Source organism: Frankia gtarii (genome assembly GCF_025403375.1).
Lineage (GTDB): Bacteria > Actinomycetota > Actinomycetes > Frankiales > Frankiaceae > Frankia > Frankia gtarii.
On record NZ_JAMPTM010000068.1, the window covers coordinates 1 to 20006 of the forward strand.

General features: G+C 73.3%; 21 protein-coding genes and 1 pseudogene. 7 read left to right on the plus strand and 15 right to left on the minus strand.

Annotated elements, in window-relative coordinates:
* Positions 1-72 precede the first annotated feature (72 nt).
* The 3 genes from NBZ83_RS12640 to NBZ83_RS12650 form a co-directional block, all read right to left on the minus strand.
* Entirely contained in the window at positions 73-555 is a 483-nt protein-coding gene (locus tag NBZ83_RS12640; RefSeq protein ID WP_261567153.1) for an SRPBCC family protein, read from the minus strand.
* A gap of 152 nt (positions 556-707) precedes the next feature.
* The gene (locus tag NBZ83_RS12645; protein ID WP_261567152.1) at positions 708-1055 is read right to left on the minus strand and encodes a hypothetical protein; all 348 of its coding nucleotides are present in this window, start codon (positions 1053-1055) and stop codon (positions 708-710) included.
* A 237-nt stretch (positions 1056-1292) separates the two neighbouring features.
* The gene (locus tag NBZ83_RS12650) at positions 1293-1772 is read right to left on the minus strand and encodes an MOSC domain-containing protein (RefSeq protein WP_261567151.1); all 480 of its coding nucleotides are present in this window, start codon (positions 1770-1772) and stop codon (positions 1293-1295) included.
* 107 nt (positions 1773-1879) lie between these two features.
* On the opposite strand from NBZ83_RS12650, the gene NBZ83_RS12655 reads away from it, so the two are divergent.
* Entirely contained in the window at positions 1880-2659 is a 780-nt protein-coding gene (locus NBZ83_RS12655; RefSeq protein WP_261567150.1) for an enoyl-CoA hydratase, read from the plus strand.
* A gap of 7 nt (positions 2660-2666) precedes the next feature.
* On the opposite strand, the gene NBZ83_RS12660 is transcribed toward NBZ83_RS12655, so the two are convergent.
* The 6 genes from NBZ83_RS12660 to NBZ83_RS12685 form a co-directional block, all read right to left on the minus strand.
* Complete coding sequence (locus NBZ83_RS12660; RefSeq protein WP_261567149.1) at positions 2667-4214, minus strand: acyl-CoA synthetase; 1548 nt, start codon at positions 4212-4214, stop codon at positions 2667-2669.
* Positions 4215-4325: 111 nt separating this feature from the next.
* The gene (locus NBZ83_RS12665) at positions 4326-6530 is read right to left on the minus strand and encodes a putative bifunctional diguanylate cyclase/phosphodiesterase (protein ID WP_261574999.1); all 2205 of its coding nucleotides are present in this window, start codon (positions 6528-6530) and stop codon (positions 4326-4328) included.
* 82 nt (positions 6531-6612) lie between these two features.
* Positions 6613-7431: an SAM-dependent methyltransferase gene (locus tag NBZ83_RS12670; RefSeq protein WP_261567147.1), complete on the minus strand. Its 819-nt coding sequence runs from the start codon at positions 7429-7431 to the stop codon at positions 6613-6615.
* A 187-nt stretch (positions 7432-7618) separates the two neighbouring features.
* The gene (locus NBZ83_RS12675) at positions 7619-8407 is read right to left on the minus strand and encodes a CBS domain-containing protein (protein WP_261567146.1); all 789 of its coding nucleotides are present in this window, start codon (positions 8405-8407) and stop codon (positions 7619-7621) included.
* A gap of 84 nt (positions 8408-8491) precedes the next feature.
* Positions 8492-9208, minus strand: a complete 717-nt coding sequence (locus NBZ83_RS12680) for a TetR/AcrR family transcriptional regulator (RefSeq protein ID WP_261567145.1) — start codon at positions 9206-9208, stop codon at positions 8492-8494.
* A 9-nt stretch (positions 9209-9217) separates the two neighbouring features.
* On the minus strand, positions 9218-10756 hold the full coding sequence (locus NBZ83_RS12685) for a glycosyltransferase 87 family protein (RefSeq protein ID WP_261567144.1): 1539 nt from the start codon (positions 10754-10756) through the stop codon (positions 9218-9220).
* A 114-nt stretch (positions 10757-10870) separates the two neighbouring features.
* On the opposite strand from NBZ83_RS12685, the gene NBZ83_RS34545 reads away from it, so the two are divergent.
* The 3 genes from NBZ83_RS34545 to NBZ83_RS12695 all read left to right on the plus strand — a co-directional run bounded on the left by NBZ83_RS34545 (position 10871) and on the right by NBZ83_RS12695 (position 12753).
* On the plus strand, positions 10871-11407 hold the full coding sequence (locus tag NBZ83_RS34545) for a hypothetical protein (RefSeq protein ID WP_498041050.1): 537 nt from the start codon (positions 10871-10873) through the stop codon (positions 11405-11407).
* 99 nt (positions 11408-11506) lie between these two features.
* Positions 11507-12250 carry a molybdopterin-dependent oxidoreductase gene (locus NBZ83_RS34550; protein ID WP_498041051.1) on the plus strand — a complete coding sequence of 248 codons (744 nt, stop codon included), beginning with the start codon at positions 11507-11509 and terminating at the stop codon, positions 12248-12250.
* Positions 12247-12753: a hypothetical protein gene (locus tag NBZ83_RS12695; RefSeq protein WP_261575000.1), complete on the plus strand. Its 507-nt coding sequence runs from the start codon at positions 12247-12249 to the stop codon at positions 12751-12753. The genes NBZ83_RS34550 and NBZ83_RS12695 overlap by 4 nt, the downstream gene beginning before the upstream one ends.
* Here the strand turns inward: NBZ83_RS12695 and NBZ83_RS34325 are convergent.
* The 4 genes and pseudogenes from NBZ83_RS34325 to NBZ83_RS12710 all read right to left on the minus strand — a co-directional run.
* A pseudogene (locus NBZ83_RS34325) lies at positions 12731-12870 on the minus strand (IS200/IS605 family transposase); the annotation flags it as partial. The gene NBZ83_RS12695 and the pseudogene NBZ83_RS34325 sit on opposite strands and share 23 nt — an antisense overlap.
* Positions 12871-12943: 73 nt before the next feature.
* On the minus strand, positions 12944-13699 hold the full coding sequence (locus tag NBZ83_RS12700) for a methyltransferase domain-containing protein (protein WP_261567142.1): 756 nt from the start codon (positions 13697-13699) through the stop codon (positions 12944-12946).
* 7 nt (positions 13700-13706) lie between these two features.
* The gene (locus NBZ83_RS12705) at positions 13707-14423 is read right to left on the minus strand and encodes a TIGR04282 family arsenosugar biosynthesis glycosyltransferase (RefSeq protein ID WP_261567141.1); all 717 of its coding nucleotides are present in this window, start codon (positions 14421-14423) and stop codon (positions 13707-13709) included.
* Positions 14420-15121, minus strand: coding sequence for a glycosyltransferase family 2 protein (locus NBZ83_RS12710; protein WP_261567140.1), 702 nt, complete (start codon positions 15119-15121; stop codon positions 14420-14422). Before NBZ83_RS12710 ends, NBZ83_RS12705 begins: the two co-directional genes overlap by 4 nt.
* 51 nt (positions 15122-15172) lie before the next feature.
* On the opposite strand from NBZ83_RS12710, the gene NBZ83_RS12715 reads away from it, so the two are divergent.
* The 3 genes from NBZ83_RS12715 to NBZ83_RS12725 are packed head-to-tail and all read left to right on the plus strand — an operon-like array spanning position 15173 to position 18353.
* Positions 15173-16063, plus strand: coding sequence for a response regulator transcription factor (locus NBZ83_RS12715; protein ID WP_261567139.1), 891 nt, complete (start codon positions 15173-15175; stop codon positions 16061-16063).
* Between the two features lie 46 nt (positions 16064-16109).
* Positions 16110-17249, plus strand: coding sequence for a sensor histidine kinase (locus NBZ83_RS12720; protein WP_261567138.1), 1140 nt, complete (start codon positions 16110-16112; stop codon positions 17247-17249).
* A 60-nt stretch (positions 17250-17309) separates the two neighbouring features.
* Positions 17310-18353, plus strand: a complete 1044-nt coding sequence (locus tag NBZ83_RS12725; protein WP_261567165.1) for an NAD-dependent epimerase/dehydratase family protein — start codon at positions 17310-17312, stop codon at positions 18351-18353.
* On the opposite strand, the gene NBZ83_RS12730 is transcribed toward NBZ83_RS12725, so the two are convergent.
* Together NBZ83_RS12730 and NBZ83_RS12735 are read right to left on the minus strand one after the other, a co-directional pair.
* Positions 18258-19187, minus strand: a complete 930-nt coding sequence (locus NBZ83_RS12730; RefSeq protein ID WP_261567137.1) for a sulfite exporter TauE/SafE family protein — start codon at positions 19185-19187, stop codon at positions 18258-18260. The genes NBZ83_RS12725 and NBZ83_RS12730 overlap by 96 nt on opposite strands.
* Positions 19188-19335: 148 nt before the next feature.
* Entirely contained in the window at positions 19336-19950 is a 615-nt protein-coding gene (locus tag NBZ83_RS12735) for a pentapeptide repeat-containing protein (RefSeq protein ID WP_261567136.1), read from the minus strand.
* Positions 19951-20006: the final 56 nt, after the last annotated feature.

Below are 20006 nucleotides of genomic sequence, written 5' to 3' on the forward strand. Positions count from 1 at the left end.
GCCCGCACCAGGGCCGCCCACCGCGGCCGGCCGGCCATGACCATTCGGCTCCGACGGCGCGGGACCGGATGGTCAGCCGGCCGGCGTCACGACGACCCGGGCCAGGTTTTCCAGCGACTTCTCCAGGGACGCCACCGGGACCACCGGCCAGGTGATCCGGGCCTTCCACCGCTCGGGCGACCCGCTCCAGTCGCAGTAGGACGTCACGTCGGTGGTGGTCGCGTCGACGGGGTCGAGCAGGTAGCCGTAGACGTGGCCGACGTTCGGCATGCCGACCCCCGCGACGCCCCATTCGAGCTGCGCGTCCCGGCTGAACCTGGTGACCGTGTTGATCACCTTGTAGCGGCCGAGGGGAACGTCGCCGAGCGGCTCGCGATCCATGTCCATCTCGAAGGTGTCACCGACCTGCTCGAGGCGCTTCGCGTCGACCGGGGCGACGAGCATCCCGGAGCCGTCGATGCGCACATGGCCGTGCGGGTCCGTGATGAGCGCGAAGATCTCGCTCGCGGCGGCCGGCACCCGCCGTACGACGGACACACGCTCGGAGTCGGACATCGGCATCCTCCATGAATCACCCGGGCCAGGGACTGCTCGCTGCTGACGCTGTCGAAGCGCCGTTCCCTGTGTATGCCGTCACGTCGGGCGCAGACAAGCGATTGCCGGCCGCCGGGCACCGACGGGCTGCGCCGCCGCGGGCCTGTGCGGCACTATTCGGCGGCGATCCGCCCGACATGGGCGACGACGCAGGTCAGCGTGGTGTCGCTGGGGACGTCCGCGCCCACCGGGTGGATGGTGAACGTCTTACTGCCGCCCGAGTCCACCTTGAACAGGGAGGCCAGCCCACTTTCGATCTTGCTGTCGTTGGCCTTCACGTCGACCTGGATCACGTAGTTCGACCGCTTGGACGACCCGTTGTTCACCTCGCCCGTGACCACTGCCCGATGGTTGTCGGGGTCACGCACGCAGCCGGTGATCCGCACGTCCGCGGAGGCGCCGGACCCGTCGGAGGAACAGCCTGCCGCAACCACCCCGAAGCCGACGGCAAGCCCGAGCATGAGCCCACCCGCGCGAACCCGCCCGGCCGGCCGCACAGGCCGCACAGGCCGCACGGATCGCGGACGGTGAGACGACCGAACAGTCCGCGATCTCAAAGCGCCGGAACCACGCGAAGACGACACCTCCTCAGCCTACGGTCTCGCTCCGCAACGGACACGACGCTGTGGGTTTCGATCTTGTCGCTTCCCCGACTGCCCGACACGAACTCCCCGGCGCCGCCGACGGGTCCGGACGGCTCAGGGCGTGGGCAACGCGGCGACGGCGGCGCCGAGCTCGAGCGTGCCGCCGAGCACGACGTCCGCCCGCAGGCCGCCTCGCTCGGCGAGCGCCCGCCAGACGCCCGGACGGTCGAGCAGGCGCTCGAGGTACCCGCAGGGCGGGCACGGCCGCGCGCCGAACAGCACCACGTCTCCGATGCGGAACGTCCGGCCGATCAGGTCCGGCAGGTCGATCCCCTCGGTCACCAGGTTCCGCCGGGTCTCGTGCTCGGCGAGCTGGACCCGGCCCTCGTCGGCGACGGCACGAACCGCCTCCCGGGCGATCAGCGTCACCGCCCGCCCGGAGCCTGCGCGCGCGGAGTAGGTCCCGGTGCCCGCCGCGTACCGGTCACCGTCCAGGCCGCGCCCCTCGATCACGCGCACCCGGGAGCGGGCCCGCATCGGTGCGCCGCGGCCGGCTGTCAGGTAGATGCCGACCAGGCGACCGCCACGGTCCATGCTGATGACGCTACTCCCCGACGTCCCGCCGCGGCCGTCTCTTTTCGCAGCCACCGGCGCGGATGGGAAGGGTCGCGCCGCCGACGGCGCTGGGAAATACTCCGTTGATGAGTGATGTACTGATCGCCGAGACGCTCGGCACCACGCGCCTGATCACCATGAACCGGCCGCAGGCCCGCAACGCCCTCGGCGGCGGGCTCATCACCGAACTGTATTCGGCGTTAGTCGCCGCGGATGAGAACCCGGATGTGCACGTGGTCGTCCTCACCGGCGCGGACCCGGCGTTCTGCGCCGGCGTCGACCTCAAGGAGGCCGCGCGGGACGGCAAGAAGTACTTCGACCAGTTCGCCGACACCAACTGCGTCGGCCAGGTCGCGCGGATGCGGACCCCGATCATCGGTGCCGTCAACGGGGCGGCGTTCACCGGCGGCCTGGAGCTCGCCCTGGGCTGCGACTTTCTCATCGCCTCCGAGCGCGCCGTGTTCGCCGACACCCACGTCCGCGTCGGGGTGCTGCCCGGTGGCGGGATGACCGCGCACCTGCCGCTGTTCGTCGGTATCGGCAACGCCCGGCGGATGTCGCTGAGCGGCGCCATCGTCGACGCCGCCGAGGCGCTGCGGATGGGGCTGGTCACCGAGGTCGTGCCGCACGGGGAGCTGCGTGAGCGGGCGCTGGCGGTGGCGGCGAACGTGGGCGAGGTCGATCCGCGGATGACGCGCGGGTTGAAGAAGGTCTACGCCGAGGGCATCGCCACCTACACCGCCCCGGCGAGCGCCGCGGAGACGCGCGGCACGGCCGAGACCCCGCCGGCGTTCGCCGAGATCGAGCAGCGCCGGGTCGAGGTGATGGCCGGCAACCGGGCGCGCCTGGGCGCCGACCGCGACTGAGCAGGCGTCAGCCGGCGTAACGCTCGCGCAGCCGGACGCGCTGCAGCTTGCCGGTGGGCAGCCGCGGCAGCTCCTCGACGAATTCGACCGTGCGCGGAACCTTGAAGCCGGCGAGCCGCTCGCGGCCGAACGCCTGCAGTTCGGCGGCGAGCTCCGGCCCGGCGACTGCCACGGCGGCCAGTTGGACCACGGCGAGCAGCCGCTGCCCCATCTCGGCGTCCGGCACGCCGATCACCGCGACGTCGGCGACGGCGGGGTGCAGGATCAGCGCGTTCTCGATCTCCTGGGGGTAGATGTTGACCCCACCGGAGATGACCAGGTCGGTGCGGCGGTCGGCGAGGTAAAGGTAGCCGTCGGCGTCGAGGTGACCGAGGTCGCCGAGGGTGAGCCAGCCGCGGTCGTCGTAGGCGGCGGCGGTCCTCTCCGGGTCGTTGTGGTACTCCATCCGGGTCGGGCTCTCGAAGAAGATCCGCCCGATCTCGCCGACGGGCAACTCCACGCCGTCCTCGCCGACGATGTGCACGACGCCGATGACGGCCCGCCCCACCGAGCCGCGGTGGGTAAGCCACTCCTGGGAGGTCAGCGCGCACATGCCGCCGCCCTCACTGCCGGCGTAGTACTCGAACACGATCGGCCCGAGCCAGTCGATCACCTGCTGCTTGACCTCGGGCGGGCAGGGCGCCGCGGCGTGCACGACCAGGTGCAGGCTGGACAGGTCGAACGCGGTGCGCTGCGCGGCGGGCAGCTTCAGTAAACGAACGAACATCGTCGGCACGACCTGGACGTGGGTGACCCGGTAGCGCTCGATCGCCCGCAGCGCCTCGATCGGGTCGAAGCGCTCCATGAGGATGACCGTGCCGCCGAGGCGCTGGGTCGCGGTGCTCCAACCTGTGGGCGCCGCATGGTAGAGCGGCGCTGGGCACAGGTAGACGCTGTCGGGGCCGAAGCCGAACGACCCGACCATCGCCTGGTCGATGGCCAGCCCGGTGCCGTAAGGGTTGAGCGGCAGCGCCGGCTCGATGCCCTTGGGGCGGCCCGTGGTGCCCGACGAGTAGAACATGTAGATGCCCTCGGCCTGGTCGGCGGGTTCGCTGTCCGGCTGGCCGGCGAGGGCGGCGCGGTAGTCGACGATGCCCTCGGCGATGTCCGCCGGCCCCGCATCGATCATGACGATGTGTTCCAACGCGGCGGCTGACTCCCGGACCCGCCTGACGATCGGAGCCAGCTCGGCGGAGGTGAACAGCACCCGCGCCCCGCAGTCGTCGACGATGTGGGCGGTCTCCTCGGCGGTGAGATGCCAGTTGACCGGCGTCCAGTACAGGCCGCTGCGCTGCGCGCCCCAGGCGGCTTCGAAGTACTCGGGCCGGTTCGGCAGCAGGATCGCCACGTGGTCGCCGTGGCGCAGACCGTAGCCGGCGAGCAGGTGGGCAACCTTGCGGCTGTGCCGTTCCAGCTCGCCGAAGGTGCGCTGCGCGCTGCCGTCGGCCATCACCACGGCCAGCCGGTCCGCCGGATGCCGGGACAGCTCGCCGAGCATCGCCGCGTCCTGTGGCATGTGACCCTCCCCGACGGGCCGTCTGGTCGGCGCCGAGCCCGCAATACGCCGTTTAATGTTGCAAACGATGCTGGAGCGGTTCAGGCCAAGTCAAGACCGCCTACCGGCGAGCTACTTGCGCGACAGAACGGGTGGTGGCGGCACCGAGTACCCGCCCTCCGGCAACTCGACGCCGGGCGGAACAACGCCGGGGGCGGCGCGCAGCCGGCGGGTGATCTCACCGGGCGGCAGCGGCCGCGCGAACAGGTAGCCCTGGGCGCTGTCGCAGTCGACCTGGCACAGCCGCTCGGCCTGGTCGGCGGTCTCGACGCCCTCGGCCGTCACCGTCAGGCGTAGCGAGTGGGCGAGCTCGACGAGCATCCGGACGATCTTCTCGCCATCGGGGTCGTACCAGCGGGCCGAACCGAAGTCATCGACGAACGGTCCGGCGAGCTTCAGGGTGTGCACCGGCAGCCGGCGCAGGTAGGCGAGGTTGGAGTAACCGGTGCCGAAGTCGTCGATGGCGATCCGCACCCCCATCGCGGCCAGGCCGTCCAGGGCCCGCATCGGCTCGTCGGCCGTGCTCATCATCTCGCTCTCGGTGAGTTCGAGCTGGAGCATCCGCGCCGGCAGCCCCGTCTCGTCGAGGATCCGCGCGACCTGGTCGACCAGGTCGGCCTCGCGGGTCTGGCGGGCGGTGAGGTTCACACTCACGTAGGGTGCGCCCGCGCCGTCCGGGCACAGCTCGCGCCACTCGGCCGCCTGCCGGCAGGCCAGCTCGAGCACCCGGCGGCCCAGCGGAACGATCTGGCCGGTCTCCTCCGCCAGGCCGATGAACGCCTCCGGCGTGAGCACCCCGAACCGGGGATGCCGCCAGCGGACCAGCGCCTCCACCCCGGCCATCGCCCCGCCCGACCAGCCGGCGCCGGACCGCCCCCCGAGGGTGACGATCGGCTGGTAGACGACGGTGAACTGGTCCTGCTCGACGGCGCCGGGCAGCATCGTCGACAGGGTGTGCCGGGTCACCTGGCGGGCGTTGCGCTCCGCGTCGAAGACGGCCCACCGCCCCCGGCCGGCGTCCTTCGCCTGGTAGAGGGTGATGTCCGCGGCGCGCAGCAGGTCCGCGAGGTCGCCGTCGGCCACGGGGCGCTCGACGAGGCCCATGCTGGCGCCGATCGACAGCGCCTGGCCACCGACCCGGACGGGTTCGGCCAGCGCCGCGAGCACGGCGCGGGCGGTGGCGGTGACGTCGTCGATGCCGGTCGTGTCGGCGAGCAGGATGACGAACTCGTCCCCGCCCATCCGGACCAGTAACTGCCCCGCGTCCAGCGCACCGGTGAGCCGCCCGGCGACCGCGATGAGCACCCGGTCGCCGACGTCGTGCCCGAGGCTGTCGTTGACCGCCTTGAACCCGTCGAGGTCGATGAAGCACAACCCGAGGCGCCGGTCCGGCTCCGCTGCCATCAGCTCGGTGACCCGTTCGACGAGCACCGTCCGGTTGGGCAGCCCGGTCAGCGGGTCCTGCCGGGCCTGGCGGTGGAGCTGGCCCTGCAGCCGGTGACGCTCGGTGACGTCCAGGATCATCGAAAGCTGGACCTCGCCGTGCCCGTCGGCCCGGCGCAGGCAGGACGTGGTCAGCTCGGCCCGCACCGTGACGCCGCCGCGCCCGGCGAGGCGCAGCTCCGTGCGCAGGTGCACCGGTCCGGCGACGCGCTGGGCGTTGTGGGCGTCGCGCAGGCCGGCGGCGTCCTCGGGATGGGCGAACTCGTGCAGCGCCCGGCCGTGCACCCGGTGTGGGGCGAGACCGAGCATCCGCAGGAAGGCGTCGTTGGCGTCGAAAATCCGCCCGGAGGCGTCGGCGAACACGATCCCGATCGCGGCCCCACCGAAGATCATCTGGAACCGGGCGTCGGTGGCCTGGTGGGCGGCGCGGTGGATCGAGTCCTGGCCGGCGAGGATCCGCTCCCGCAGGGCACGGGTGTAGCCCTGGGCCAGGGCTCCCTGTAGGGCGGCGACGCGGCCGGTGAGCTCGTCGTCTGCGTCGAGACGCAGCTCGGCGAGCAGCCGCGCCCCGCAGACGCGGATCGTGGCGGCCAGTGCGTCCGCGGCGGCGAAGGTGTGCTCGGCGACGGCGGCCCCGACCGCGGCCGCCGACTCCTCCGCGAACGGCTCTGAGAACAGGGCGTCGACGAGCCGTTCGGTCAGGCCGAGCAACCGCTCCTCGACGTCGACCAGGTCGGTCGCCGGGTAGCTCGCGCCGACGATGGCACCGGCCCAGACCTGCGCGAAGCACGCCACCCCGCGCCTGCGGGCAGCCGGGGACAGGAACTTCTCCACGCCACTCCTCACGGAACCCCACCGCGGCCGCGCGCAGCGCCCGGCGGTCCCGGTACCGACACCGATGGACTCCGGCGGGGACCTACCGGCGGCCCACCCCGGCCAGTGCCACCGCCCGGCTTGGGTCGGCGGCCAGTGGGTCGAGGCCGCCGTGTTCCTCGTCCGGCCGCCAGGAGGGCAGGTAGACCAGCCCCGGTTCGACCAGATCGTAGCCGGCGAGCAGGTCGGCGATCACGGTCCGGGTTCGCGGGGTGACCCCGGTCGACGTCGACTCGTATACCTTGCCCGCGCCGTGCACCTGCTCGGCCCGCTCGTCGGCGGTGACGTGGGAGATCGCCAGGTAGCTGCCGGGCACCGTGGCCGCCCGGAAGGCCTTGATGATCCCGGCCGGATCGTCGCCGTCGGCGACGAAGTGCAGCACGGTGACCATCAGCACCGCGATGGGCTGGGAGAGGTCGAGCAGCTCGGCGACCTCGTTCGACCTGAGGATGCAGGCCGGCTCCCGGACGTCCGCCTGCAGCACTGCCGCCTGCGGATTGTCGGCGAGCAGTATCCTGGAGTGGGCGACGGCCACCGGGTCGATGTCCACGTAGACGACCCGCACCCGCGGGTTGATCCCCTGGGCGATCTCGTGCACGTTGCCGACGGTCGGCACACCCGAGCCGAGGTCGAGGAACTGGGTGATCCCCGCCTCGGCGGCGAGGAAGCGGACCGCCCGGTGCAGGAACAGCCGGTTCGACCGCGCCACCAGCGGCCCGTCCGGGAAGGCCGCGATCACCGCCTGGGTCGCCTCCCGGTCGGCGGCGAAGTTGTGCGACCCACCGAGTGCGTAGTCGTACATCCGCGCGGCGCTCGGCCGGTCGATATCGACGCCCGCGGCCCACCCGGGCACTTCATCCATGATCCACCCATCCCCTGCGCGGTCCAGCCGGCGACCCAACGTGAGTGGATTGTCCACCATCGAGACGTTCATCACCACGTCGGGCACCGACCACTACGCAGAACGGACAGCTCCAGCCTCGGATCAACCTCCCGTCACCACACCCACAGGTGCGCTCACCCCGTATGCCCGCCGACGAACGCGGCGGTCAGACGGGGGCCACCGGGCCGGCGCCGCCCCGCAGGTGCTGGACCTCGGCGTCCGGACCCGGGTAGACGAAGGTGGCATGACCTCCATCGCCCCACCGGACGAGGTAGGGCGGGTCGCCGGCGGGCGAATGGACCTCCAGGATCTCGCCGCCGCACGGTGGCCCGGGGTTCGGCGGCGACACGACCAGCCGGTCGCCGACGGACGCGCGCCAGCGGCCGAGGCGGGGCTCGGGCAGCCAGGTGACGGTCTTCGGGCCAGGCAGCCCGCCCTCGTGGGAGGAACGCGGGATCTCGGCGGCCACCGCGGCGGCGAGATCCGCCAGCCCCGGCAGGTCCGCGAGTTCGGCCCGGGGCCGCAGATCGGCGGGGGCTGATCCGGCGGGCGCGCCGGCCCCGGCGACCCGGCCGGCCAGCACCGCGGCCGACGCCGGGGCCGCGACGACGTCATCGAGCGCGATCAGGCCGACCACCCGGCCGTTGTCGGTGACCGGAAGCCGCCGGACGGTGTGCTCGCGGAACATCCGGACCACGTCGGCGGGGTCGGCATCCACATCCAGGGTGACGACGCCGCGGGTCATCACGGCCTCGATCCGGCCGTCGAAGGGGATGCGCCGCCGCAGCGACCGCAGCGCCAGATCCCGGTCGGTGACGATCCCGACCAGGTCCTCGCCGTCCATGACCAGTAGTGATCCCACCCCCTGCACGTCCATCCGCCGGGCCGCCTCGACGATGGTCATCTCGCGGGACACCGTGACGGGCTTGTGACGGGGAAACCGCACACCGGCCATTGCTCCTCCTCCGCCCTGCGCGCCAATGCGCAGTCGTGTTCAGCTGTTGGCTGCTTCCAGCGTCCGGCATGAACAACGCCCAGGTCAGTGCCGTTCGACCCGTACTGGGACGCCGGAGGTCACCACCGCCGAGGCCGACCCGACCGGATACGGACGGACCGCGTCGGAAACGAGCGAGCGGATGTGGTCGAGGACGGTGTCGAGGGCGATCCGCAGCGGCGCCACCTCGCGGCGGGTCTGGGCGAGCAACAGTCCGCCCTGTACAGCGGCGAGCAGGGTGACGGCGAGTCGGTCCGGGTCCGCCTCGCCGCGCAGCTCCCCGCGGGCGCGCATGGCCGCGAGCCCGTCGCGGATGGCCGCCTCCCAGCGGGCGAACGCCGCCACCAGGGCCTCGCGCGCGACCGGATCGGCGTCGGCGAGCTCGCTGGCGAGCGACCCCAACGGGCAGCCGCCGCGCAGGCGCAGGTGGAGATCGACAAGCGTGTCCGCCCAGGCCGCCAGCCCCGCCAGGCTGTCCAGGCGGCTGAACTGCGGCTGCTGGAAGCTCAGCACGGCCTCGGTCTGGTAGGCGACAACGGCGCGGACCAGCGCGTTCTTGTCCGCGAAGTAGTGGTAGAGCTGCGAGCTGCTCACCGAGGCGGCGACGCGGACATCCTCGGTGCTGGTGCCGGCGACGCCGCGGGCGTACATCAGCCCGGCGGCCGCCGCGACGATCCGCGCCCGGGTGGCCTGGCCCTTCCGGGTCAGCCGCCGACCATCCTCACCGCCCGCGCCGGCGGCGTCCGGGACGGGTGAGGCCATCGACGAACCCTACCTCTCTGGAACTGGCACTCCAGAATCCAGCGGCAGCGCGGGGCGCCCTCGGTCACCGTCGCGGTTCGCGAACGAGTCGGGGACGGCGTACCGACGGCGCAGGCCGGTCACGGCAAGGACGACGGCGGCGGCGACCGCGTAGGAGGCCACCCGCAGGGTCCAGGCGTCGCCGGGCAGGTCGGTGAACAGCGAGACGTAGACGGGGTAGGCGGCTGCGGCCACGGCCAGCCACTCCAGCCGCCCGGCGACGACGGCGAGCGCCGCGAGGAGCACGCCGTACCAGGGCTGCACCGGCGTGGCGACGAGGAACGCCGCGCCCACCATCCACAGCGCGGCCCGTTCGGGCGGCACCCGGTCGGGATCGGTACGCCACACGGCCACCGTCACCGCCGCGAGTACGGCCACCGCGACCGCCTTCGCCACCGACCCGCCGAGGTGCAGCACGCCGACGAGCAGCAGGAAGCGCGCACCCTGGCCGTAGCCCTCGGCGTCAAGATACTGCGGGAGGAAGCCGAGCACGCCGGTGCCGACGGCGAGCAGGTGCGGCAGGTACGCCAGCCCGACGACCCCCAGCGCGGCACCGACCAGCGTGACCGGGCGGCGCCGGGCCGCGGCCGGCAGCAGCAACGCCGGATACAGCTTCACCGCAACCGCGGCACCGAACAGCGCCCCGGCCGCCGCCGCACGCCGTCGTGACGGCGACACGGACTCCGACGAAGTCGGCGACTGCGCCCCCGGCGAGGATGGCGACTCGGGCCACCCCGGCGGCACCGGCGGCGGGTGGAGGCGACGGCGGGTGAGGACGGCGAGGCCGGCCAGCGCGAGCAGGGCACCGAGGACGTCGACGTGGGCGTCCGAACCGATCTCCAGACCGGCCAGCGGCGACAGCGCGTAGAACGCCGCGTACCGGGGGTCGCGACCGCGGGCGATGAGCATCCGCATCAGCAGGCCGGTCAACGCCAGCGACAGCAGCGAACCGTAGAGCTGGAGCTTGTGCTCACGCGGCGGGCCGGGCAGGTAGTGCACGGCCGTGAAGTACGCCTGCGCCACCGGCGGGTAGATGGTGTGCGCGCGCGGGTAGTTGAGGCGGATGCAGTGCGGGCCGCGCTCGATCGCCGCGCAGCCGGCAGCATCGGGGAACAGCCACTGGTCGCGCAGCCCCGCCACGTGCGGGTCCAGCGGGCCGTAGCGGTAGGGGTCGACACCAGCGGCCTGCACCCGGCCGTCCCAGGCGTAGCGATACAGGTCGTCGGAGAGCTGGGGCGGACCGGTCGCCGCGACCGTGTGCACGGCGAGGATCCCGGCCAGCAGCAGGCCGGCGGCCGCCCGCCGGTTCGCCGAGCGCACCAGAAGCGCCGCCGTCGCGGCCCCGAGAACCCACCACAGCAGCACCCCGGGCAGCACACCTGCCCGGCCGGGCAGGTAGCCGGGCACCGCACGGACGGCGACCTGTGTGGCGAGCACCCCCGCCAGCCCGATGCCCGCGCCGACGACAGCACGGTCCGGACGGCTTCGCGGCACGGCGGCGGGCGGCATGCCCCGAGCCTCGCAGGCGAGCGGCGTGACGCCCGGGTGCCACCCCTTGGTTTCCTCGTTCCGTAATACCTGGATCCGGCGCCCTCTCGGTCGTGACGACCTACGGTGCGTCTCGTGCGACAGTTTCCTCGGGTGCTCCGCACCGGCCGGCCGGCCGGTGCGCTCCGCATGGCCCGCATGCTTTCCGGGCGGCTGCCGGATCCGCCGGCGGCGGTGCGCCGCGGCCCGCCGTGGGCCGGGGCGTTCCCGAGCACGTTGCACGATCAGCGGGTGGCATCACTGTTGGGAATTGCGCTCGGAATCACCTTCGGAACGTGTTTCCTGACCGGACTCGTGTCGCACTTTATGCAGCATCCACCGAACTGGCTGTCCTGGCCGTCCCGGCCGGTCTGGCTGTACCGGGTGACGCAGGGCCTGCACGTCACGACCGGTCTCGCCAGCGTCCCGCTGCTGCTGGTGAAGCTGTGGACGGTGTATCCACGGCTGTGGGAACGGCCGCCGGTACGGTCAGTCACGCACGCCCTGGAACGGCTCACGCTCGTGCCACTGATCGCCGGATCGATCTTCCAGCTCGCGACCGGAATCGCCAACATCGCGCAGTGGTATCGGTTCCACTTCTTCTTCACTGTGACCCATTACTGGGTCGCCTAGATCACCATCGGCGCGCTGGTCGTACATATAGCGGCAAAACTGACGACCGTACGCGCGAACGTGGGCCGGAAACGCCACGCACGCATCCCCGGGACAGCCGTGTCGGCGGCACCGGAAAGGACGGCCGGCGGGCGCGAGGGGAACCTCCGGCGCGAGGGGGACCGTCGGCGCGAGGGGGCCGGCGGGGCTGAGCAGGACCTCGAGGACCAGGGGAACCTCGGGAACGGACGAGACGGTGCGCCGCCGACCGGCGGCCTCACCCGCCGTGGGCTGGCGGTGGCGACCGGCACCGCGGCGGCCGTCATCGTTGCGACGACGGCCGGCCAGGCGGTTCCCGCGCTGGCGCCGCTCGACCTGCTCGCCCCCCGCCGGCCCGACCTCGGTCCGCAGGGGCTACCGGTGAACCGGACCGCACGAGCCGCCCGGGTAGCCGTCGCGGCCCGCGATCCCGGGTACCGCCTGGAGGTGGTCGGCACCCGCCGGGTCGGCTACGACCTCGCGCAGCTGCACGCACTTCCCAGCCACACCGTGCGGCTGCCGATCACCTGCGTCGAAGGCTGGTCGGCGGACGCGACCTGGCACGGTCCGCGGCTACGCGACCTGCTCGACGCCGCGCTCATCCCCGTCGACGCGACCATCCGGGTCGAATCGCTGGAGGCCCACGGCGGCTACCGAGCCAGCGAGGTGCGCCCCGCGCACGCCCGGGATCCGTTGACCCTGCTGGCCACCGGCCTCAACGGCGCCGACCTCGAGCTGGACCACGGCTACCCGGCCCGGCTCATCGCACCCGACCGGCCCGGCGTCCTGCAGACGAAGTGGGTGCACCGGGTGGTGCTGCTGTGAGCGGCGACGGCGACGGCGACACCGGGGCCAGGGCCGACGCCGACGCCCCGGCCCCGGCCGGGGCCGGGCTGAGCGTCGGCGGGTTCGCCCTGCGGGTCGTGCTGGTGGCGGCGGGCCTCGCGGCACTGGGCTATGGCGTCGACGGCCTGCTGACGATGCCCCGGGCGACGCGCCCGTCGAACGCCGCCGCCTGGCTGATCGGCGGGATCGTCGTCCACGACGTGCTGCTCGTGCCCGCGACGATGCTCGCGGGTTTCACGCTGAGCCGCCTTGTCCGGGCGCCGTACCGAGCCGTCGTCCAGGGGGCGCTGATCGTCAGCGGAGCGGTGGCGCTGATGTCCCTGCCGCTTTGGCGCGGGTACGGCGGGTCCGTGGACAACCCGTCGGTGAACCCGCTGCCCTACGGCCGCAACCTGGCCATCGTCCTCGGCGCGGTCTGGGCCGGCGCCGCGCTCCTCATGATCGGCCGGGCCGTCCGGGCTCGTCGCACCGGTCCCGGATGAGCGCGTCAGGGCGGTCCCGGTCCGGTCCGGACGGGACGGGCGGTACTTCGAGCACCACACGACGTGGTAGCCAAGGTCGTAGGCGCCACCCACGCCGACCGTCACCCGATGGAACATGCCTCTGGCCAGACCAGCGCTGCCGATCCAACCAGTACGGGTCCGTACCGGATTCCCCTGACACCTGACGGCGTCAGCCCCCTCCGGAAGTCTCAGATGGCTGGTCGTGACGAAGGGCGACGAAGTGGCGCCCCGTGCTCTGCCAGGACCGGGCCACGAGCAGCCCGGCGACCGGAGCCATGGCGGCGAGCTGGTCGACCCCGACCAGGCACCAGGCGAACGGCTTCGAGACGCGGCCGGCGCCGTCCTCCAGCCGGAGCCGGACCGGTCCGGCGGGCGCGCCGGGCGGATCGACCTCGATGAGCGCATGCCCGGTCGGGGCGAGCAGCTGCCGAGCTCGGCGCAGCAGCCGGACCGGATCGCCGCCGATGCCGATGTTGCCGTCGGCCAGCAGCAGCGCCGCCCAGCGACCCTCAGCCGGCACCCGGCCGAACACGTCACGGAGCAGCGCGACCGCGCCGGCCTGCCGGGTCAGCCGCACGGCCAGTGGCGCGACATCGATGCCGAGCGCCGGGATCCCACGGGCGGCGAGTGCCGCCACCAGCCGCCCCGGGCCGCAGCCCACGTCGAGCGTCGGGCCGGCGCAGTGCCCCAGCAGGGACAGATCCCCGGCGCTCAGCACGGTGCGAGCTCGATCCGACGACATCCCACTTCCGGTCCCACCGCCGAGTCCGCCCGCCGGCGCGGGCATGCCCCGCCAGCGATCCACGGGCAGTGGGATACGTCGCCCATCCGGATGGTGTGCCCACAGTCCGCCGGTGGCGGAGCGCAGTCCCGCCTCGTAGATGTCCGTGGGCTCCCACCCACCGCCCGCCGAGGAGGTCAGCATGCCGCGGTCACCATGCCGTGGTCGGGCAGGCCCCGGGAACGTGCTGGCGGTCCCCGGCAGAACGCAACGCGGCGGCGAACCGGCTGCCGGGGACGAGCCGGGCGACCGCCTCGGCGTCGGCGATGGTGTCGACGTCGCGCAGCGTCGGCAGGCCCGTCACCGCGAGGCCTGCGTCGGCGAGCCGGGCCCACTGGCGGGCGCCGGTGTCCGGGCGTGAGGTGGGGACGCCGCGCAGCAGTGCGCCGTCCGGTCGGGCTATCCCCAACGCCCACCAGCCACCATCCGCCGCGGGCCCGAACACCGCGTCCGTGCAGCGCAACGCGTTGCAGGCGGCGGCGAGCAGGTCGGCGCTGAGCTGCGGGGTGTCCATGCCGATGAGCAGCGCCGGCGCGGGCTCCGCACCGCCCGGGGAGTCGCCGGCGTCGTGGGCGACGTCGAAGGCCGCGGCGAGGCGTGCGTCGAAGGGGCCGGGTGCCTGCGGCGCCACCGCCAGGGTGGGCCAGCCGCCGACGGCCGGCAGCCAGGGCCCCGGCGTCCCGTCGAGGACGAGCACGGGACGCAGGTCGGCGAACTCGGGCCGGGCGGCCACCGCCGCGACGGCGGCGAGCGTGTCGGCGAGCGCCGCCGCCGCGACGGCAGCGGCCTGTTCCGGGCGCAGCGGCGGGGTGAGCCGGGTCTTCACCCGGCCGGGCACCGGCTCCTTCGCCATCACGAGCAGCCTCACCGGATGCTCCCCAGCAGCGCGGACATGTCCCGGGCGGCCCGGGCGGCGCCGAGCGGCGTGCCGGTGACCTTGGATCGACCGATCCGGGGGGTGTAGGCGACGTCCGTCTCGACGATGCGCCAGCCCGCCTGGGCGGCGCGTAGCAGCAGCTCCAGTGGGTAGCCGAAGCGGCGGTCCGCGATCGACAGGCCGAGCAGGTCGCCTCGCCGGGCGACCCGCATCGGCCCCAGGTCGCGCACCGGGACGCCGCGGCGGCGCAGGCGGTGAACGACGGCGGCGTTGCCGAGCCGGGCGGGCGGTGGCCAGGCCCGCAGCGAGGTCGGGCGGCGCCGGCCGAGAACCAGGTCGGCCCGGCCGGCCGTCGGGTCGACCAGGTCGGCGGCGAGCAGGGCGACGAGGTCGGGCAGGCGCGCCGGATCGAGGGAGGCGTCGGCGTCGCACACGCAGACGACGTCGGCGTCCGCGGCGAGCAGCCCGGCGTGCACGGCCGCCCCGTAGCCACGCTCGGGCACGTCGACGACGGTGGCCCCCCGGCCGCGGGCCACCTCGGGGGATCCGTCGCGCGACCCGTTGTCGGCGACGATCGCCCGGTAGCCGGCCGGGATCCGGTCGAGCACCCAGGGCAGCGCCCCGGCCTCGTTCAGGCAGGGTAGGACGACGTCGACCGACGTCCGGCTGCCGTCACTTTCCGTGAACATGATCGGGACTGTAACGTCAGCCGACCATGATCGATCCTTACGGAACGAGGAATGGACTCGGCGGGCCGCGGCCTGCCGACCTGGCGCTTCGGTGAGGTGACGGCAATCGGCGCGGTGCCGACGGCGGCCGGTCCGGCACTGTGCCGGGGTGTCCCGACCCCCAGCGGTCCGGGTGACATTACGAAGCGGGGAACGTTCGGGCCGAGCGACGCGGGTCAGGGCGGACCTGCCTATGGTGGCCGCATGGCCCGCGTCCTCGTCGTCGATGACGATTCCCTCGTCGCCGAGGTCGTCGACCGCTACCTGCGCCACGCCGGCTTCGACGTCGACCGCGCCGCGGACGGCCCGGCCGCCCTGCGCACGGCCGAGGCCTGCCCGCCCGACCTCGTCGTCCTCGACCTGATGCTGCCCGGCATCGACGGCATCGAGGTCTTCCGCCGGCTCACGGCCCATCGGCCCGTCCCGGTGATCATGCTGACCGCGCGGGCTGACGAGGCGGACCGTATCGCCGGCCTGGAGGTCGGCGCCGACGACTACGTGACCAAACCGTTCTCTCCACGGGAGCTGACCCTGCGGGTGCGCTCGGTGCTGCGGCGGGCGGCCGAGTCCGCCGCCGCCCCGGAGCTCAGCGTCCTGCGGGCCGGCGTCCTGGTCGTCGACCCGGCGGCGCGGACCGCGACCCGCCACGGGGTGCCCCTGGGCCTCACCGTCCGCGAGTTCGACCTGCTGGCCTTCCTGCTCCGCCGACCCGGCCACGCCTTCACCCGGGTCGAGCTGCTCGAGCAGGTGTGGGGATGGACCTACGGCGACCCGTCGACGGTGACCGTGCACATCCGCCGGCTGCGGGAGAAGATCGAGGACGATCCGACCGCCCCCCGCCTGCTTGTCACCGTGTGGGGCGTCGGGTACCGCTACGACGCCGCACCGGCGACGGCGGGGTGAGCCACGGCGGGGTGAGCCATGGCGGGCGACGGAGCGCGGGGGTGCGATGAACGCGGAGCTGGAGGTCGCCGGGATCGCGCTGGGGTGCTCGACGGCCGCCGCCGTCAGCGGCGTGCCGCTGCTGCTCGCGCTGCGCCGCCGGCCGCTGTGGGCGATGGCCGCGGCGCTGTGCGTGTGGCCGATCGTCGCGGTCGTCGTGGGCGTCGCCGTCACGGCACGGATGATGTTTCTCTCCGATCATGACCTGCGACTCGTGATGATCATTGTCGTGGTCTCGGCGGTGGTCGCCTCCGCGTTCGCGCTGCGCGTCGGGCGCCCGGTCGTGGCCGGGACCAGTGCCCTCACCCGGGCGGCGGCGACCCTCGGCGGACCCGGCTACTCCGGCGCCGGGCGCGTCCCGACGACGGAGCTCGCCACACTCGCCGCCACGCTGGACGCCACGAACACCCGGCTGGTCGAGTCGCTGCAACGCGAACGGGCCCTGGAGGCGAGCCGCCGGGAGCTCGTCGCATGGATCAGTCATGACCTGCGGACCCCACTGGCGGGGATCCGGGCGATGGCCGAGGCGTTCGAGGACGGCCTGATCACCGACGCCGAGACCACCGACCGCTACCACCGGCGGATGCTCACCGAAGCGGAGCGGCTCACCGCAATGGTCGACGATCTGTTCGAGCTGGCCCGGTTGCAGGCCGGGGCACTGCGGCTGAGCCTCGCGAAGGTACGCGTCGCCGACGTGGTGTCGGACGCGGTCGCCGCCGTCGATCCGATCGCGCGGGCCCGCGGGGTCGTCGTGCGCGGCGAGGCCGACGACCTCGGCTGCGTCGACGCCGATGCCGCCGAGGTCGGGCGGGCCCTGACGAACCTTCTGGTCAACGCCATCCGGCACACCCCCGACGACGGAACGGTGGAGGTCACCGCCACCATGGTCGCCGACCGGGCGCTGTTCGCGGTGGCGGACCGTTGCGGCGGCATCCCGCCGCAGGACCTGCCCCGGGTGTTCGACCTGGGTTTCCGTGGTGAGCCCGCGCGGACGCCGGGTGGCGACGACGATCCGCGTCAGCCGCGGATGCGCTCGGGCATCGGCCTGGCCATCGTGCGCGGGATCATCGAGGCGCACGGCGGCGCCGTCAGCGTGGACAACCAGGCGGGGGGGTGCCGCTTCGTCGTCGCCCTCCCGACGTCCTGACGCCCCACCGTCCCCAGTTCGTAAGATCCTGCGGTGGCCGGTGCGGCTAGCGTCGGTGACATGCGGGTTCTCGTCACCGGCGGCGCCGGTTTCATCGGCTCCCACGTCGTGGACGCGCTGGTCGCGGCCGGCGACGAGGTCAGGATCCTCGACGCGCTGCTGCCGGCGGTGCACCGGGTCGCGCCCGCGGTGAACGGCCGCGCCGAGCTCGTCGTCGGCGACGTCACCGACCGCGGCCAGGTCGACGCCGCACTCGACGGGATCGACGTGGTCTGCCACCAGGCCGCGATGGTGGGTCTGGGGGTGGATCTCGACGACCTGCCGCTGTACGCCACGAACAACGATCTCGGCACGGCCGTGCTGCTCGCCGCGATGGCCCGCGCCGGGATCGGCCGTCTCGTGCTGGCCAGCTCCATGGTCGTCTACGGCGAGGGCGGATACAGCTGCCCGGAGCATGGGGCGGTGCGCCCCGGCCCGCGGGTGCGCGCCGATCTGGATGCCGGGCGGTTCGAGCCACCGTGCCCGCGCTGCCACCGGCAGCTCGCGTCCGTCCCGGTCCGCGAGGACGCCCCGATCGATCCGCGCAACGTCTACGCGGCGACCAAGGTGGCCCAGGAGCATCTGGCCGCCGCCTGGGCCGGCGCGACCGGGGGCACCGTCATGGCCCTGCGCTACCACAACGTCTACGGGCCGCGGATGCCACGGGACACCCCGTATGCGGGCGTCGCGGCAATCTTTCGCAGCGCGCTGGCGGCGGGGCGGGCCCCGCTGGTGTTCGAGGACGGCAGGCAGTTGCGGGACTTCGTCCACGTCCACGACGTCGCGAGCGCCAACCTGCTGGCGGCGCGCGGCCCGGACCTGCCTGGACGGCTCACCCCCCGTAACGTCGGCTCCGGGGAGCCGCACACCGTCGGGGACATGGCGGGCGCGTTGGCAAGCGCCCTCGACGGCCCGCCACCCGTCGTGACCGGAAGCTACCGGATCGGCGACGTGCGGCACATCGTCGCCTCATCGGTCGGCGCCGCCGAGCTCCTCGGCTACCGGGCGCGGGTCGGTTTCGCCGCGGGGATGGCGGCGTTCGCCCACGACCCGCTGCGCGACTGAGATCCCCACCGCGCCGAGTAACGCGAGCAGGACCCCGCCGAGCCAGGCGGTCGGCACACCGACCAGTTTCAGGCCGCTGCACGAGACCACGACGACGAGCGCGGGTCGGATGACCCGGCTGGTCGCCGGACCGGCGGAGATCCGCGCTCCCAGGTAGACCCCGGGCAGGGAGCCGAGCAGCAGCGAACCGGTCAGGCCGAGCTGGAAGTCCCCGAACAGCAGGTGCCCCAGCGAGGCGGCGGCCACCAGGGGCACCGCCTGGGCGAGGTCGGTGCCGACGAGCTGGGAGGAGCGGATGCGCGGGTAAAGCCCGAGCAGCATCACGACGATGAGCGAGCCGGAGCCCACCGAGGTCAGCCCGACGACCAGCCCACCGATGGCGCCGACCAGGACGGTCGGCAGCGGGCGTGGCCGAATGTCGATCTCACCTGCGGGCGCCGGCGGTCGGCCGCGGTCGACCAGGGACTTCGCCAGCATGCCCGCCGCCGCGAGGACGAGCAGCGCCCCCATGATGACCTTGATTCGCTCCTGGACGGCGTCCCCGTCACCGAGCGCCCGCAGGATCAGCACGCCGCTGAAGCCGGCCGGCACCGAACCCAGGCACAGCCAGCCGACCAGGCCCCGGTGGACCGTGCCGCGGCGCAGGTGGACGGTGGCACCGACCGGCTTCATCACCGCCGAGGCGACCAGATCGCTGGACACGGCGGCGAGCGGCTGGACGCCGAACAGCAGCACCAGCAGCGGCGTCATCAGCGCACCGCCGCCCATGCCGGTCATCCCGACGACGACGCCGACGACGAACCCGGCAAGCGTGATCAACGGATCGAGATCCATCCGCCGCCGCCTTCCCCACGCGCATGACCGGCATGGTGAGTAATGCCCGCGGGGGTGGCGGCAACCACATGACGGGCCACTGACCTGCGCCGATCTGCGCCGATCTGCGCCGACGGCTCGCAGCTGGGCGCTGTGAGCGACGCTTCGGTCAGTCGACCGTGAGGCCGAGCGCAGTCGCGATGATGATGGCCTGCCAGGAGTCGATGCGGGCACCCCGCAGCGTGACGGCCAGCGGATCCAGCGCGGACAGGTCGCTGCCGCGCAGGTCGGCGCCGGACAGGTCGGCGCCGTCCCACAGCGCACCGGAAAGATCGTCGTCACGCAGCGTCGCACCGTCGCAGCGCGAGCCGGTCAGGTCGGCCTCCCGCATCCGGACTCCGACGAAGGACGCGCGGCTCAGTTTTGCCCGCGACAGACCGACAAAGGACCAATCCCCGCCGCCGACCTTCATGAGGTCGTACGTGCATCCGTCGAACAGGCTGCCGGTGAACTTGCACGCGTCGAAGCTCGTGTCGAAGAAGGAGCACCGGACGAAGACGCAGTTGATGAAAGCGGTATCCGAATAACTCGATGCGTTGAAGCGGACCCCGCGGAAGGTACACGAGTCCAGCACCGCGCCCGTGGTCGGCACCTCGGTCAGCTCGAGGTCGACGAAGGCCACGTGATCATGTGTCTGCCCAGACAGATCCCCGTCGATCTCGGCCAGGGCCCGGACGGTATGGTCGACCGCGGGCGCCGACGGACCGTATTTACGAGCCGGCACGCGGCACCTCCCCGGCGACCGGTAGCAGGGACCGGCCGCACTCGTCGATCAAGATC